The organism is Cypionkella psychrotolerans, assembly GCF_001294535.1.
GTDB lineage: Bacteria > Pseudomonadota > Alphaproteobacteria > Rhodobacterales > Rhodobacteraceae > Cypionkella > Cypionkella psychrotolerans.
The window spans coordinates 80,046-94,843 of the sequence record NZ_LGIC01000073.1 but is presented as its reverse complement, the minus strand read 5'-3'; the positions used below and the strand labels follow the sequence as shown (position 1 = coordinate 94,843).

Here is a 14,798-nt window from a genome sequence, read left to right as displayed (position 1 = left end):
CAAAATCGAAAATCGGAACATACAGGCGACATGGAAGGCCGCGGTTCGCTTGATCGCATAGCCTCATGGAAAGCTGTTGGTAGTGACCCGCCTGAAACAGTTTTGAGCTTGTCGCATCATATTGAAAGGCTGATTTGGAAAGGCATCAAAGCTGGCGGTGGGCAGTGTCCGCAGTCCGGCATCCGTTTGAATTCAGTGGATTTTGCTAAGTGGACCAGACAAGGGGGCGGCGGGTTGCCTCGCCGCCCCGAAATTTCGGAGATACTGCCGTCAGGCGGCGACCCGCACCCTTTCCGTGGCTTCCTGGCTGAGCACGGCAAGCGTCCTGCCCCAATAGGGGACAGCCCGTCGTTGCATCATCTCGCGGAACTGCCGCGTGGTGTTTGCAAGCAGTTGGCCGTTGCCCCAGTCAAGGATCACCCCATACTGCCGGACGCAGTCCATGACATTGAACTCGCCTGAGCGGTAGCCGGCCGCGATGATCTCGGGGTCGGCGTCGAGCCAGCCCAGACGGGCGTCGGCGATACGCTTGCGCTCTGCTATGGTCGCCGCCTCATCGACCTCGTAAAGCGCGAGATCGCGGTCCACCACACGGATGACAACACCATAGTCGATGCGTGCACGCTCCACGCTGACATATTCTTCGGTGACATCCTCGCAAACCAGTTCTGGGTCGCGCAGCAGGGGATCACCAACCCCGCCACCACCGGCGGACGGACGGGTGAACACATCGTCCAACTCGATCGGCAGGTTCGAGAAGATCGAGCCAAGATAACGCTCTTTCTCGGTTCCCTTGTTCAGCCAGACGCCATGCGGGATCGACGGCAGGCCACCCCACATGCCCCAAGTGACGGAACGCTCGCGGTCGCAGCAATAAGACACCACAATGCGCTCGCCCTCGAAAACCGAGCCGCCCTTCTCGGCACCAAGTCCGCCACGCGACTCGCCGGGACCGGCGGAGTCCTGCACGAAATCGTGGCATTTGGTCAGCACCGGTGCCAGTCGTTCCTGTCCCTCAAGCGGTTGGACGCCATACTGGGCACCGAAGACCGGAGCGGTGGCGTTGAAGCCGTCGCGCCCGTTGCGTCCACCCCAGCCGCCGGCCATCCAGTCGTACCACATGAAGTAGGGACGGCCCTCAAACCGGGTGTCGCGCCCACCGACCAGCAGATACTCTAGGTTGAAGGCGCAGCCCATGGTTCTTTCCGGCAAGATCTCTGCCCAGAGGCCAAAGACCGAGTTCATCAGCTTTTCGAACGGTCCCGAACAGAAGCCGGCGCAAGGGCTCGGCCATTCGGCATTGACCACCGTGCCGGGTTCCCCGACGTTGACCGTCACCGCCCGATACAGACCCGAGTTCAGCGGCAGATCCGGGAATTGATACTTGGTTCCCGCAACGATGCCCGCGAAAGACCCGCCGTAGGCCGCATTGAGAAAGGTCGAGATCTGGGGATGCGATCCCGAAAGATCGTAATGGGCGTGATTGCCGTCGATAGTGAACTTGATCTTGATCGGGATCAGGCCCTCTTCCAGCTTCGGATCCTGGTCGATGTAGTCCTCAGCATACCAGGTGCCGTCCGGCAGTTCGGCGAGGCGATTGCGCATCAGAACCTCGACCCAGTCCTGCACCTCCCTGAAGGCGGTCTTGATGGTCTCGACGCCATATTTATCGCAGAGCCGCTGGATCTCGCGTTCGGCGACAGCGGTCGCCTCGGCCTGCGCCTGCATATCGCCGATGACATCGCTCGGATTGCGGGTGTTCGAGGCGATCATCCGGGCCACATCCCCAAGCCAGACACCTTTGCTCCAGACCCGCATCGGGGTGATGCGCAAGCCCTCGCCCATATGATCCAGCGCGGTGATGTTGAACGACCCCGGGGTCGCGCCGCCCATATCAGCCCAATGGCCATTTGCCTGAGACCATCCGATCATCTCGCCCTTGTAGAACATCGGGCGCAGGATGCGCGTATCGTTGAAGTGGCTGCCACCGCGGAACGGATCGTTGATGATAAAGACATCGCCCGGATGGACATCGTCACCGAAATCCTCGATCACCGCCTTGCAGGTGTAGTGAAGTGTGCCGACATGCGCCGCAATGTCGCCAGTTCCTTGCATCACGAGGTTGCCCTGCGGATCGCTGAGGCCGGACGAGAAGTCGCGGCAATAGATCACGAAGGAATAACAGGTTCTGAGCAACTGCTCGGCCATCTGATCGACGATGTTGACGAAGGCGTTGCGCAACACCTCGAACGTGATCGGGTCAAGCTCGGACTTGAACACCGTCATGCGTTCGGAGTGGGGCGGGGGAAACTGAATGCCTTTGTCGGACAGTTCGATGATTTTGGTCTTGCCGGTCATGCCGGTCCTCCTCTTTGTTTCTGGTGAAGCGCCGCTCATGCTGCGCCAAGCTTGATCTGGATGTTCAGCCACTCGTCGATATAGGCCACGTCTCCGGGCGGGATGACGGTGGTCGAGTCGAGCTGGTCGATGACCGCCGGACCGTTGATCGTGACACCAGCCGGCAGGTTTTCGCGGTCATAAAGATTGGTGGTCATAGCCTTGGCATGGCCATGGAACCACGCCTCACGGGTGCCCTTGGGAACCGCCTTGGCGTTCTTGTCGATCACGACTTTCGGGAAGGATGGCTTGGGCGTGATACCGATCGCGCGCACCGTCAGCCGGTAGATTTCCACCGGAAAATCCTCGCGGCGGAAGTTATGGGCCTTCTCGTATTCGTTGTGGAAGATGGCCAGCGCCTCATCCATCGACTTGACCTGCCCCGGAACCGGGACCGCCAGCGAGCGCCACTGACCACGATACCGCATGTCGACGAAGCGCTGGAACGTCATGTCCTTTGCGGCCACGCCATCGCGTTCCAGTCGGTCGCGCCCCTCAAGCTCAAGCTTCCTGAAGGCGGTCTCGATATCGGCCGGATCAGCCAAGGCAGCATCCTTGAAGAACATCTGGGTCACGTCGTGCTGAACATCGACCAGCATGCAGCCAACCGCCGAGGTCACACCGGGATTCGGCGGAACGATGACGACAGGGATGTTGAGTTCGCGCGCAATGTCGACGCCGTGGAGCGGACCAGCTCCGCCGAACGCCACCAGCGCGAAGTCGCGTGGGTCGTGCCCCCGGGCAATCGAGATCAGGCGAACCGCGTCGGCCATGTTGGCATTTGCGACGCGCAGCGTGGCAAGCGATGCTTCGACCAGATCAAGATTAAGCGGTTTGGCGATCTTTCCCATCGCCTCAAGCGCCGCGTCTCGGTTCAGAGACTTCTTTCCGCCGGCGAGGGAGGTTCCGATACGTCCCAGAATGATGTTCGCATCGGTATTGGTCGGCTCTGTCCCGCCTGCCTTGTAGCACGCCGGTCCCGGCGTTGATCCGGCCGATTGCGGGCCGTTCCGCAGCGAGCCTGCCTTGTCGAGCCAAGAGATCGAGCCACCTCCCGCGCCGATGGTCAAAACCTCGATGGACGGGAAACAAATCGGATGGCCCCAATCCACCTCCCATTTATTGGTCATGCGCAGATGGCCATTTTCGGCAAGCGAAATATCCGCCGAAGTTCCGCCCATATCCAGACCAATCGAGTTCTGATAACCACACAATTCGGCGAAGTATTTGCTGGCAATCGCGCCTGCTGCGATGCCGGAGGCGGCAAGGCGTGCGGCATATTTCTCGGCCGTTGCGGGCGTCATCACACCGCCGCCGGAATGTAGCAGCAGTACATCGGCCTCGTATCCGGCTTCGGATGTTCTGCGGTCGAGATCGCGTGCATAGGGACGGATAATCGGCGCAAGGATTGTATTTGCGACAGTGGTCGAGAAACGATCATCCTCAAATATTTCGGGATGGGTTTCATGCGAGGTGGAAATGGCGACATCCGGCCCCAACACTTCAGCAAGGATTTCCGCCATCCGCTGCTCATGCACGCCACTGACATAGGCGTTGATGAAGCACACGGCCACGGCATGCACTTTGCGCTTGTGCAGGATGCGCGCCACTTCACGCGCCTGTTCTTCATCCAGCGCCTCAATGACCTCGCCACGGTAATTGAGGCGCTCGCGGACGGTAAAGCGGTCGCGCCGCCGCACGTAGGGCGGTGTCCCCTCCTTATAGGCATCCCAAGGATCTTCGCGGGTGCCGCGCCCGATTTCCAGAATATCGCGGAAGCCTTCGGTGGTCACCATCGCCACAGGCTTGAAATTGCGCGTGATCAGCGCGTTGGTCGCAACTGTCGTTCCATGCGTGAACAGATCGACATCATGCCAATCAATGTCAGCCGCTTCCGCGCCATTCATGATCGCATCAATCGGATTCGCCGTGCTGGGAACTTTCGCAACGGTCTGGTTTCCGTTCGAATCCAGAACGAATACATCGGTAAACGTTCCGCCAACGTCAATTGCCAACCGTGTGCGCGCCCGCTTTGGCGTCGAGCCTACGTCTGCTCCGTCCATACTCATGGGGTTATTCCTTTCCACTTGCGTTGCGCAAAGCGAACCACAAAGAGCGAAATACGCTTTGCGAACGGTTGCACCGACATTTCATTTTGATAGGGGGGGAAGGGCATCACTTGATGCGCATGGCATCCAGCGATAAATCGCATTCGTTGTTGAATGCGTATTTCGACATTACGCGATGACTGTCCAAATCTCCAAATGATTTTTTAAATGCCGCAACTGCGAGTTTTATTTTAAATATTGCAAGAAAAACAATGAAATGGCGCCAGGCCTGCCGTGCTGCGATGCAGAAACGCATCGTCTGCGCGGACAACTGCCACTTCGCAGCTTGCCGCTAGGTTAACTTGGTGTCGTCGATTTTGCCGGACGAGGGGTGGAGGCGAATCACCTCGAACCTGTGATAGGGCAACGGTCCTGCCGTTTCTCAGCGCATGCGCCGACCGCGGCCGACATACCCCCGAACCCCGTTGCAATTTTACAGGTCGACCGCCCGGACAAGACAGGCAGCGGTTGCAGCACGCGCAGCCTATTTCTCGAATAGCTTGCTGAATTTTCCTGGCCGGCCCCGTGTGAAAATCCGTCCAATCCTGCGCAACTCTCGTCGCCACGGCAGGTAGTGTTGGCGAGGTTTGGAGGAAATCTCCGGTTGGTTGGGTGCTGTCGCGGACGGGCCGGGCTTTTTCCGCAGCCTACTCGTCTTCCCGCATGAGGGTGTTTTCGTCGTCGCGCCAGTGAAGCCCGGACAGAATCTCGCCGGAAACGACATCGACGGTGGTTCGCCGCTTCATCGCCAGCTGCCGAAGCACGCGATACGCTTCCTGCCCAGAATAGCTATCGGCCAACATGATCGCCAGTTTGGCGCGTTCAACGATGCGACTGGACTCAAGCTTGGCCTGCAGCCGGTCAATATTCAGCCGCAGCCGCTGTTCTCGGCGGTGATTGTTGACTGCTGTAAGCAGGTTGGTGAGAATTCCGAAGGGGCGGATCGGAAGGCCGATCACCGCATTCACGCGCATGTTCAGCAGACGGTCGATCGACAGCGGATTTTCGTAATCTATGACTGCGATCAGCACGGCAGATTGGGCGTCAGCCTGCCAATGGAAAGTCAGCTTGCTTTCGATCACCCGGTCAACCATGACGAAAATGATGTCGATATCCTCGGCATAGGACAGTGGTGGTGGCCAAAATTCTTGGACCTGACACCCGATCCTCTCCAGATGCGAGCGTAGCGCCAGCCCCTCGCTGTCCTGCGGCTGGACAAGCAAGAACTTCAAGGACCGTAGATCCTTGATCAAAAAAGGCTGTTCCTTCTCGCTGGCGAAGGGCTCGTTTCGTCCAGGCCGCATTTCAGATCCTCTTGCCCGAAGTACGCACATTCAATACCATTAATGGTCACGCACGTTCAGTCTTGGAGGCCTTGTGCACCTGGCAATCGCACAGACAGAGCGGTGTCCAGCGGGGCCTCGCCCTCGTCGGGGGCAAGTGAATAGGTCGTCCGATACGGGTCCGGCGAGATGGCATGGCTGGTTTGGGCGACGATCTCGAATTGACCGTCGCTGCGAGCGATCCCGATTTTTGGCCAGACATGGCAGTGCGAGTTCAATTCGTCGATCTTGATCATCCCCTGAGGCGCATTAAACGACGCACCTAGAATGCCCGACCGGATCGAACCGATGCTGTCGGCGCCGTTGTTGCTCATCGCCTGAGCAACCACATGCGCCTGTGTGTAGGCCGCATCCCAACACATATTCGCATGTGGATCTTCGCCCCGCACCGCCCTGTAACGATCAAGACAGGATATGTTGGTCAGATTGGATTGCGATGCGAAATACGTCGCAGCGGTAATATGACCCGCGGTGGCCGAGGCACCGATTTCCTGGATGTCTGCCTCACTGGTCGTCAGGCTTGCGACCAGCATCCGATCTGCGTCAAGACCGTTCTCAATGTAAGCATTATAGAACTGCAGATTTGATTGGCCGACAAAATTGTTGAAAATGATATCCGGGCTGCATTTCTTGATATGCTTCATCATGACGTCAAAATCTTTTGCGGGTGCGCCGTCCTCAATATAGTATTGTCCCAATATCTCGCCACCGCCTGACCTGATCAGATCGCCCATGATCCTTCCAGATTCACGGGGCCAAACATAGTCCGATCCAACAACATACAGGCGAGGTGAATAGTTCTGAAGAAGATAACTACCTAAAAACAAGCTGTTTTGATTTGGAACAGCGCCAAAGTATATGATGTTTTCCGAATACTCAAACCCCTCGTATTGCGCGGGGTAGCACAGAAGCCCAGGCTCTCGGTCAAGGACGCTCAGAACAGCCTTGCGCTGACTCGACGTATAGCCGCCCAATATAACTTTGACCTTGCTTTCAGTCAAAAGGTTCGCAGCCAATTTCTGATAGCTTGCCGGCTCGCCCATTGGATCGCCGTAAAGCGGAACCAGTTCACGCCCATTAATGCCCCCGGCTTCGTTAATTTCTCCGATGGCAAATTCAGTCGCTGCCAGCATGCTCCGTTCGGTTACGGAAGTTCGCCCTGTTTTGGAAAAGAGTATCCCTATATAAATCGGTTGGTCGCTTTTCATCTTGCGCAAACCTTCCTAGGAAACCAAGCGGACGATCATGAACGGCACAATGCCAACAATTCGGCCCCTTCGGCCAACCTACCGCAACGCTAGGCGAGTCTGGGGGACGGGTCAACATGTTCGGGTCGCGGGCGAAGGACTGGCCGGTGATCTTGGCACTGAGGATGCAGGCTCCCGCAAGCGTGTTGCTGCATCTATATCCTTGCGCCAGAATATCGCTGGCGACCTTGCCTTCCAGCGGCGTCAGGCTGGGCAGCTTCATGCGGATCTGTGCGCCCACGGCTTTTGGATCGCCCATATTTCCCTCGGATCTCCACGGCTCTGTTGCACAAATCCCATGAGGGATTCATCTTGTGAAACCAGCGTGATAGCTGGATGTCATGAGCAGACCGAACATACCGACCTACAAAACCCTGAACTGGCCCGCCTATAACAAGGCGCTCAAGCGCCAGGGATCACTGACGGTCTGGTTCGATCCTGACATGGTATGGGCTGCGAAGCCGACCGGCACGCGTGGGCGACAGCCCGTCTACAGCGACGCTGCCGTCCGGACCTGCCTGACGATGAAGGTCCTTTTCGGCATGGCGTTGCGACAGACGGCCGGCTTCGTCGAGAGCCTGCTTTGCCTGATCGGCCTGAATTGGGACGTGCCGGACTTCAGCACGCTCAGCCGTCGCCAGAAGCCCCTTGCCGTGAAGATCCCGCACGGAGGGCGCAGGGTCCGCTGCACCTGCTGATCGACAGCACCGGCATCAAGGTCGAGGGCGAAGGTGAGTGGAGCGCGCGCAAGCATGGCGGTCCAAAGCGCCGTGCCTGGCGCAAGGTCCACCTTGGGATCGACGAGGAAACACTGGAAGTTCGGGCTGTTGAAGCCGCCATCAGCGATGTGGGCGATGCTCCTATGCTGCCCGAACTGCTCAGCCAGATATCTCCCGATCAGGAGATTGCCAGCGTCCGTTGCCCTCTCACGGTTTGCAAGCAAACCGTGAGAGGGCAACGGACGGAGTTTACGACACGCGCAAGTGCCACGATGCGATTGCCGAACGCGGTGCTGCCGCCGTCATTCCACCTCGCAAGAACGCCAAGCCGTGGAAGGCCAAGCACCGGGGCAGCCGCGCGCAACGAAGCCGTTCGGGCATCGAAACATCTCGGACGGGCACTCTGGCGACGATGGAGCGGCTACACCGCCGGAGCCGTGCAGAGACGAAAATGCCCTGTGTAAAACGGCTAGGTCAGCGCCTCATGGCGCGGGACTTCGACCGCCAGGTCGCGGAGTTCCAGGTTCGTGTTGCTGTGCTCAACAGCTGCACCGCGCTCGGCATCCCGGTTACGAAGGTCGCAGGATAGGTCGGTCAAGCGATAGCGGCAGTCCGACCGTCAGCCGATTTGTGCAACAGAACCTCGCCCAAGCAATCCGCGCGAACGGCATCACAGAAACGGCATCACAGAAGATGGCTGCTTTTTCGGGCGCAGATTAATCACAGCCCTAGATATTGTTTAGCCGCCCTTAATGCGTTGAATCAGATAGACCTCGTCCAAGGGATCAATAGCGGCGGACATGTTGGTGACGATTTGACCATTCACAGAAACCGAAACCCCCGCCTTGATGACCGGCGTCAGGGCTGGATGCGCCGTGACCAGCGCATCCAAAATCTCGCGGACAGTGTCACCCTTGACCGAAATCACCACCTGATCCCCCGCAAACCTGCGCAGGCCGGACCAGAGGTTGATCTCAACCATGCGCTTTGGCCTTGATGGCGGCCAAAACCTTGGGCGGCGACATCGGCAAACTGCGCAACCGAGCGCCGGTGGCTGCGGCTATCGCATTGGCCAGCGCGGGCAAAGGCGGGGTGATGCCGGTTTCGCCAACACCGCGCACGCCGTAGGGGTGGCCGGGGTTTGGCACCTCGACGATCACCGTGTCGATCATTGGCAGGTCAGAGGCGACCGGGATGCGGTAATCTAGGAACACGGTGTTTTGCAGCCGCCCATCCGCGCCATAGACATATTCCTCGTTCAACGCCCAGCCGATGCCTTGCACCGCACCGCCCTGATACTGGCCTTCGACATAGGCCGGATGGATCGCGCGGCCCGCATCCTGCACCACCAGATAGCGCAACACCGTGGTGCGCCCGGTTTCGGGATCAACCTCGACATCGACCACATGCGCGCCAAAGCTGGCCCCGACCCCGCCCGCCGTCACTTCGTGGTGGCCCGAGATCGGCCCCCCGGTGCTGCCCATCTTGGCACCGATTTCGGCGATGCTCATCGGCGGGAACTTCCCGGCGTTCGGCCCTGCGGGAACGGCTGCCCCGTCCAGCCATTCAACAGCTTCCGCATCAATCCCCCATTCGGCGGCGGCGCGGGCGCACATCTGGGCAATGGCCTGCTTGGCGGCCTCAACCGCTGCCAAACCGCTGGCAAAGGTGGCACGGCTGCCATGCGTGGGCTCGTTCACGCCCAAAGCGCCGGTTTCCACGATGTTGACCCGCACGGACTCGTAGGCGATGCCCAGCGTCTCTGCCGTCATCATCCCCAACGAGGCCCGACTGCCGCCCACATCCGGCGTGCCGACCGAGACCGTCACCGTGCCATCCTCGCCAATCGCCAACGAAACCGAGGTCTCGCCGCCATGGTTGAACCAGAACCCCGCCGCCGAGCCGCGCCCCTGATTGGGGCCAAGCGGCACCTTCAGGTTGGCATGGGCCATCGCCGCCTCAAGCGACTCAACCAGTCCGATGCGATTGTAAGTTGGTCCATAGCTGGCCTTCGCCCCTTCGCGCGCGGCGTTTTTCAAACGCACGACCAGCGCATCAAGCCCCAATTCAACGCACATCTCGTCGAGCAGGCTTTCCACCGCAAACGCCGCCATCGGCGATCCGGGCGCGCGGTAGGCAGCTGCCTTGGGGCGGTTGGCCAGAACCTCATAGCCTTGGTGAAACACCGCCGGAACGGTGTAGCAGGCCAAGGCGCAAGACAAAGCCTCACCGACAGGCGACGATCCGATGAAGGCCCCGCCCTGCATGCGGAAATTGACCGAAGCGGCGGTGATGGTGCCATCGGCCTTCATCCCCATCTTCACATCCATCGAGGCCGAAGCGGTAGGCCCGGTGGCGCGCAGCACTTCGGCGCGGCTCATCACCAGTTTCACCGGGCGGCCGCCTGCCTTGCGCGACAAAGCCAGCGCCAGCGGCTCCATGAAGATCGTGGTCTTGCCACCAAACCCGCCGCCGATTTCCGAAGGTGTCACGCGCAGTTGCGACGCCTCGGTGCCCAGCACAGCCGAGCACATCCGGCGGATATACCACTGGCCTTGGGTGCAAACCCACATCTCGCCTTTGCCATCCTCGCCCATCTGGCCAAGGCAAGCGTGCGGCTCGATATAGCCCTGATGCGTGGCTTCGGTCTTGTAGCTTTGCGCGCGCACCAGATCGGCGGCGGCAAAGCCAGCGTCCATATCGCCATGGCCGAACTCGATATATTTCACCACATTCGGGTGCATGCCTTCCGGCACCGAATGGTCAGCGGTGCCCGCCCGGATGATAGGCGCATCGGGCTGCATCGCCGCATCGACGTCGATGACATGCGGCAGCACTTCATATTCGACCTCAACCAAGCGGGCCGCATCCTGCGCCAGCAGTTTCGAGGTCGCCGCCACCGCCGCCACCGCATGGCCGTCATAAAGCGCCACATCACCGGCAAGGGTGTTTTCTTGCAGGTTCCAATCGTCGCCCGTCAGGCCAGTTGGAAAATCCGCCCGCGTGATCACCGCCTTGACGCCGTCCAGCGCCAAAGCCTTGGAGGCATCAATCCGAACAATCCGCGCATGGGCATGGGGCGAGCGCACCACGGCGGCGTGCAGCATCCCCGGCGCAGAAATATCCGCGCCGTAGCGCGCGCGGCCCGTGACTTTGTCCAAGCCATCGGGGCGGTTCGGGCGGGTGCCGACCAGACGGTAGGCGGTTTTCAAATCATCCTTCGGCATCAGTTTACCCCCCGCATTTCAGCGCCCGCGTCCATCACGGCGCGGATGATTTTGTCATAGCCGGTGCAGCGGCAGAGATTGCCCGCCAACCAGTAGCGCACTTCGGTTTCTGTCGGATCGGGGTTCTGCGCGAGCAGCGCGTTGGCAGCGACCAGAATCCCCGGCGTGCAAAAGCCGCATTGCAGCGCTGCATGCTCGATGAACTTGCGTTGCAGCGGGTGCAGATCGGGGCCGGTGGACAGACCCTCGACCGTGGCCACCGTTTTACCTTCGGCTTCCGCTCCCAGCACAAGGCAGGAACACACCAAAACCCCGTCCAGTTGCACCGAACAGGCACCGCAATCACCCGTCCCGCAACCCTCTTTCGTGCCGGTCAGGCCCAACTGATCGCGCAGGCAATCGAGCAGTGTGTCGCGCGGATCGGCCAGAAACTCGACCGCATCGCCGTTCACCGTGGTGGAGACGTGGATTTTGCTCATGCTGAGGCTCCTTCTGCGCGGGCGTAGGCGATGCGCGCGGCGCGTTGCACCAAGACACCCACGATATCTTTGCGGAACGTGGCGGTGCCGCGTTTGTCGGAAATCGGCGTGCTGGCGGCAATCGCGGCGGCTGACAGTGCGGCCAGCGCCGCCTCGTCCAGCGTGGTGCCCATGATCGCCTGCGCTGCGGCGGGTGCCAGCATGACCTTCGGCCCCACCGCCCCCAGCGCAATCCGCGCCTCGGTGATCCGCGCGCCATCGCGGCGCAGGTTCACGGCCACGCCGACCACAGCAATGTCCATCTCGGTGCGCGGGATGAACCGCAGATAGGCGTCGCCGCCATGCGCCCCACGCGGCGGCAAGACGATCGCAGTGATCACCTCACCCGGCAGCAAGGTGGTGCGGCTGGGGCCTGCGGGAATATCCTCAACCGCCACCGCGCGGCTGCCCTGCGGCCCGATCACCGACACCATAGCGCCTGCAGCCATCATCCCCGGCACGCTGTCGGCGGCGGGCGAGCCGTTGCACAGATTGCCCACCAGCGTGGCGCGGCCCTGCACTTGCGTCGACCCAACCAGCTGCATGCCTTCGACAACACCCGGCCAATCAGCGCAAACCCCAGTGTGCCGCCCGAGTTCCGCCCCCGACACCGCAATGCCAATCCGCCAACCACCTTCGGCGGTGCGGCTGATGTCCTTAACGCCGGGAATGTGTTTGAGATCAATCAGATCATCCGGCGTCACAATCGCTGCGCGCAACTGCACCAGAACATCCGTTCCGCCCGCAAGAAACCGTGTCAGCCCCGACGCTCCCGCCGCAATCGTTGCCGCCTGTTCAAAAGTCTTTGGCGTGTGAAATCGCATCCTGCCCCCCCTAAGGTGATGGTCATCGTCCAGTCAGAGTCAAAGCACCGCTGAGCACTGCCCGAGTATGATGGCTATCCTGCGGGAAGTCGGCCGCATCGGCAACAGTCCGAACCCCTATGTTCAACCGCAACGTCGCTTTTTTTAGGTGGCGGATCAGGTTCGGTTCATTCTCGCTGCCTGTCCGTCATCGAATGCTTTGAAACAACCCCGTCGATTTTCGCTCTGTAGGCTCGGGATCGCGGGCGCGGCGTCACCGTTTCCCCACTCAAGGCCGTTGGCACAACTCGCAGGGGCGAACCTGCGTCAACCGTCCGGCTGTCCGTCGCAGCTAACACCACCACGTTCTGCCGCGACCCGTGGCAAAAAGCCAACAAACTGTTCGCTAACTCTTCACGCGCCTGCGAGTCTTCAAGTATTCGAAACGCGCAGCGGTGGTCACCATCTGGTCGCGCGTTCAAATCCAACACATCGCATGAAAATCATAAGCGATTGCTTTTATTGGTGCCCGCGGCCGGAGTTGAACCGGCACGGCCGTTCGGCCTAGAGATTTTAAGTCTCCTGTGTCTACCATTTCACCACGCGGGCAATCATGCGGGTTTGGCAATCTGCCGCACCATAGCCATCTGCGCGGCGGGGTAAAGCACCCGAAATCATATCACTTACAACAAACTGCTGCGCTGCGGCGATTGACTTCACCGAAATCCCCGCTTTTATAGCTGCGAGAGTTTGCGAGGGTCCCCTATGAAGAAAATCTACCCCACCGCGGCGGCGGCGCTGGACGGGCTGTTGTTTGACGGCATGTTGATCGCGAGCGGCGGTTTCGGCCTCTGCGGTATTCCAGAACTGCTGATCGCGGCGATCCGTGATGCGGGCACCAAGGGCCTCACCATCGCGTCGAACAACGCGGGCGTCGACGGCTTCGGGCTTGGCCAGCTTTTGGAAACCCGGCAGGTCAAGAAAATGATCTCGTCTTACGTCGGCGAAAATGCTGAATTCATGCGGCAATACCTGTCGGGCGAGTTGGAATTGGAATTCAACCCGCAAGGCACGCTGGCTGAACGCCTGCGTGCGGGCGGCGCGGGTATCCCCGGTTTCTACACCGCAACCGGCGTTGGCACGGTGATTGCCGATGGCAAAGAGCATCATGATTTCAACGGCAAGACCTATATTCTGGAAACCGGCATCATCGCCGACCTCGCCATCGTCAAAGCGTGGAAGGCTGACCCGTCGGGCAACCTTGTGTTCCGCAAAACCGCGCGCAACTTCAACCCACCAGCGGCGACATCGGGCAAAATTTGCGTGGTTGAGGTCGAAGAAATCGTGCCACTGGGCGCGCTGGACCCCGACAGCATCCACCTGCCGGGCATCTATGTGCACCGCATTGTGCAGGGCCAGCACGAAAAACGCATCGAGAATCGCACGACACGCAAGAAGGAGGCCTGATATGTGGGATCGTAACCAAATGGCCGAACGCGCCGGGCGCGAGTTGCAAGACGGCTGGTATGTCAATCTTGGCATCGGCATCCCTACTCTGGTGGCCAACTATATCCCTGAAGGTGTTAACGTCACCTTACAGTCGGAAAATGGTATGCTCGGTATGGGCCCCTTCCCGTTTGAAGGCGAAGAAGACCCCGATCTGATCAACGCAGGCAAGCAAACCATCACCGAACTGCCGCAGACCGCCTATTTCGATTCTGCGCAAAGTTTCGCGATGATCCGGGGCGGCAAAATCGCCATGGCGATCCTTGGCGCGATGGAAGTCGCCGAAAACGGCGATTTGGCGAATTGGATGATCCCCGGCAAGCTGGTCAAAGGCATGGGCGGGGCGATGGATCTGGTCGCGGGAGTGGGTCGGGTCGTGGTGGTGATGGATCACACCAGCAAGCATGGTGAATCCAAGGTGCTGAAGGCCTGCACTCTGCCGCTGACTGGCAAAGCCGTGGTCAATCGCATCATCTCAAACCTTGGCGTGTTGGATGTGGTCCCCGGCGGCCTCAAGATCGTCGAAGTTGCCGAGGGCGTCACCGAGGCCGAACTGCGCGCAGCCACGGAAGGCACCATCGTTGACTGAGGTTCTCCGCGAAAAGGGCGCGCATAAAGGCCGCTACGTCATCCGTCAGAACGGCGAGGAGGCCGAGATGACCTATTCGATCACCACGCCGACGCTGGTGATCGCCGACCACACCGCAGTGCCGGAAAGCTTTCGCGGCACCGGCGCGGGCGTGGCGATGCTGACGCAGTTCGTGGCGGATGCGCGGGCCGAGGGCTTTAAGATCATGCCGCTCTGCCCTTTTGTGAACGCAACGCGAAAAAAGCATCCCGAATGGGCGGATGTGTTCGCGGCTTAGGTCAACAAGGTCAGGGGATTCTGGCGAAATCGTTAAGATCCCCTTACCGCCTACCCGTAAATCA

15 protein-coding genes, 1 tRNA gene and 1 pseudogene are annotated in these 14,798 nt (G+C 60.0%); 5 read left to right on the top strand and 12 right to left on the bottom strand.

Annotation, left to right across the window (positions count from 1 at the left end):
- Positions 1–270: 270 nt before the first annotated feature.
- The 6 genes from AKV04_RS17075 to AKV04_RS26695 all read right to left on the bottom strand — a co-directional run bounded on the left by AKV04_RS17075 (position 271) and on the right by AKV04_RS26695 (position 7,354).
- Positions 271–2,358: a hydantoinase B/oxoprolinase family protein gene (locus AKV04_RS17075; protein WP_235815682.1), complete on the bottom strand. Its 2,088-nt coding sequence runs from the start codon at positions 2,356–2,358 to the stop codon at positions 271–273.
- Positions 2,359–2,393: 35 nt separating this feature from the next.
- Positions 2,394–4,466: a hydantoinase/oxoprolinase family protein gene (locus AKV04_RS17070; RefSeq protein WP_235815681.1), complete on the bottom strand. Its 2,073-nt coding sequence runs from the start codon at positions 4,464–4,466 to the stop codon at positions 2,394–2,396.
- A gap of 106 nt (positions 4,467–4,572) precedes the next feature.
- Positions 4,573–4,776 carry a hypothetical protein gene (locus AKV04_RS17065; RefSeq protein WP_156317620.1) on the bottom strand — a complete coding sequence of 68 codons (204 nt, stop codon included), beginning with the start codon at positions 4,774–4,776 and terminating at the stop codon, positions 4,573–4,575.
- A 376-nt stretch (positions 4,777–5,152) separates the two neighbouring features.
- Positions 5,153–5,737, bottom strand: coding sequence for an ANTAR domain-containing response regulator (locus AKV04_RS17060; protein WP_162232894.1), 585 nt, complete (start codon positions 5,735–5,737; stop codon positions 5,153–5,155).
- Positions 5,738–5,865: 128 nt separating this feature from the next.
- Positions 5,866–6,981: a transporter substrate-binding protein gene (locus AKV04_RS17055; protein ID WP_054007623.1), complete on the bottom strand. Its 1,116-nt coding sequence runs from the start codon at positions 6,979–6,981 to the stop codon at positions 5,866–5,868.
- On the bottom strand, positions 6,965–7,354 hold the full coding sequence (locus AKV04_RS26695) for a hypothetical protein (RefSeq protein WP_054007622.1): 390 nt from the start codon (positions 7,352–7,354) through the stop codon (positions 6,965–6,967). The genes AKV04_RS17055 and AKV04_RS26695 overlap by 17 nt, the downstream gene beginning before the upstream one ends.
- Before the next feature lie 82 nt (positions 7,355–7,436).
- Here AKV04_RS26695 and AKV04_RS27910 point away from each other — a divergent pair.
- Both AKV04_RS27910 and AKV04_RS27905 read left to right on the top strand, forming a co-directional pair.
- Positions 7,437–7,985, top strand: a pseudogene (locus tag AKV04_RS27910) (IS5 family transposase); the annotation flags it as partial.
- 28 nt (positions 7,986–8,013) lie between these two features.
- On the top strand, positions 8,014–8,403 hold the full coding sequence (locus tag AKV04_RS27905) for a transposase (RefSeq protein ID WP_407638464.1): 390 nt from the start codon (positions 8,014–8,016) through the stop codon (positions 8,401–8,403).
- 150 nt (positions 8,404–8,553) lie between these two features.
- Here AKV04_RS27905 and AKV04_RS17035 read toward each other — a convergent pair whose 3' ends face one another.
- The 6 genes from AKV04_RS17035 to AKV04_RS27590 form a co-directional block, all read right to left on the bottom strand.
- Entirely contained in the window at positions 8,554–8,796 is a 243-nt protein-coding gene (locus AKV04_RS17035) for a MoaD/ThiS family protein (RefSeq protein WP_054007620.1), read from the bottom strand.
- Positions 8,789–11,041, bottom strand: coding sequence for a xanthine dehydrogenase family protein molybdopterin-binding subunit (locus tag AKV04_RS17030; RefSeq protein WP_054007619.1), 2,253 nt, complete (start codon positions 11,039–11,041; stop codon positions 8,789–8,791). Before AKV04_RS17030 ends, AKV04_RS17035 begins: the two co-directional genes overlap by 8 nt.
- Positions 11,041–11,520, bottom strand: a complete 480-nt coding sequence (locus AKV04_RS17025; RefSeq protein WP_054007618.1) for a (2Fe-2S)-binding protein — start codon at positions 11,518–11,520, stop codon at positions 11,041–11,043. Before AKV04_RS17025 ends, AKV04_RS17030 begins: the two co-directional genes overlap by 1 nt.
- Complete coding sequence (locus AKV04_RS17020; RefSeq protein WP_054007617.1) at positions 11,517–12,383, bottom strand: FAD binding domain-containing protein; 867 nt, start codon at positions 12,381–12,383, stop codon at positions 11,517–11,519. The genes AKV04_RS17025 and AKV04_RS17020 overlap by 4 nt, the downstream gene beginning before the upstream one ends.
- A gap of 502 nt (positions 12,384–12,885) precedes the next feature.
- Positions 12,886–12,971 (bottom strand) — tRNA-Leu (locus AKV04_RS17015).
- On the bottom strand, positions 12,951–13,082 hold the full coding sequence (locus tag AKV04_RS27590; RefSeq protein ID WP_268871802.1) for a hypothetical protein: 132 nt from the start codon (positions 13,080–13,082) through the stop codon (positions 12,951–12,953). Before AKV04_RS27590 ends, AKV04_RS17015 begins: the two co-directional genes overlap by 21 nt.
- Positions 13,083–13,127: 45 nt before the next feature.
- On the opposite strand from AKV04_RS27590, the gene AKV04_RS17010 reads away from it, so the two are divergent.
- The 3 genes from AKV04_RS17010 to AKV04_RS17000 are packed head-to-tail and all read left to right on the top strand — an operon-like array spanning position 13,128 to position 14,734.
- Entirely contained in the window at positions 13,128–13,829 is a 702-nt protein-coding gene (locus AKV04_RS17010) for a CoA transferase subunit A (protein ID WP_054007616.1), read from the top strand.
- Between the two features lies 1 nt (position 13,830).
- On the top strand, positions 13,831–14,457 hold the full coding sequence (locus AKV04_RS17005) for a 3-oxoacid CoA-transferase subunit B (protein ID WP_054007615.1): 627 nt from the start codon (positions 13,831–13,833) through the stop codon (positions 14,455–14,457).
- The gene (locus AKV04_RS17000; RefSeq protein ID WP_054007614.1) at positions 14,450–14,734 is read left to right on the top strand and encodes a GNAT family N-acetyltransferase; all 285 of its coding nucleotides are present in this window, start codon (positions 14,450–14,452) and stop codon (positions 14,732–14,734) included. Before AKV04_RS17005 ends, AKV04_RS17000 begins: the two co-directional genes overlap by 8 nt.
- Positions 14,735–14,798: the final 64 nt, after the last annotated feature.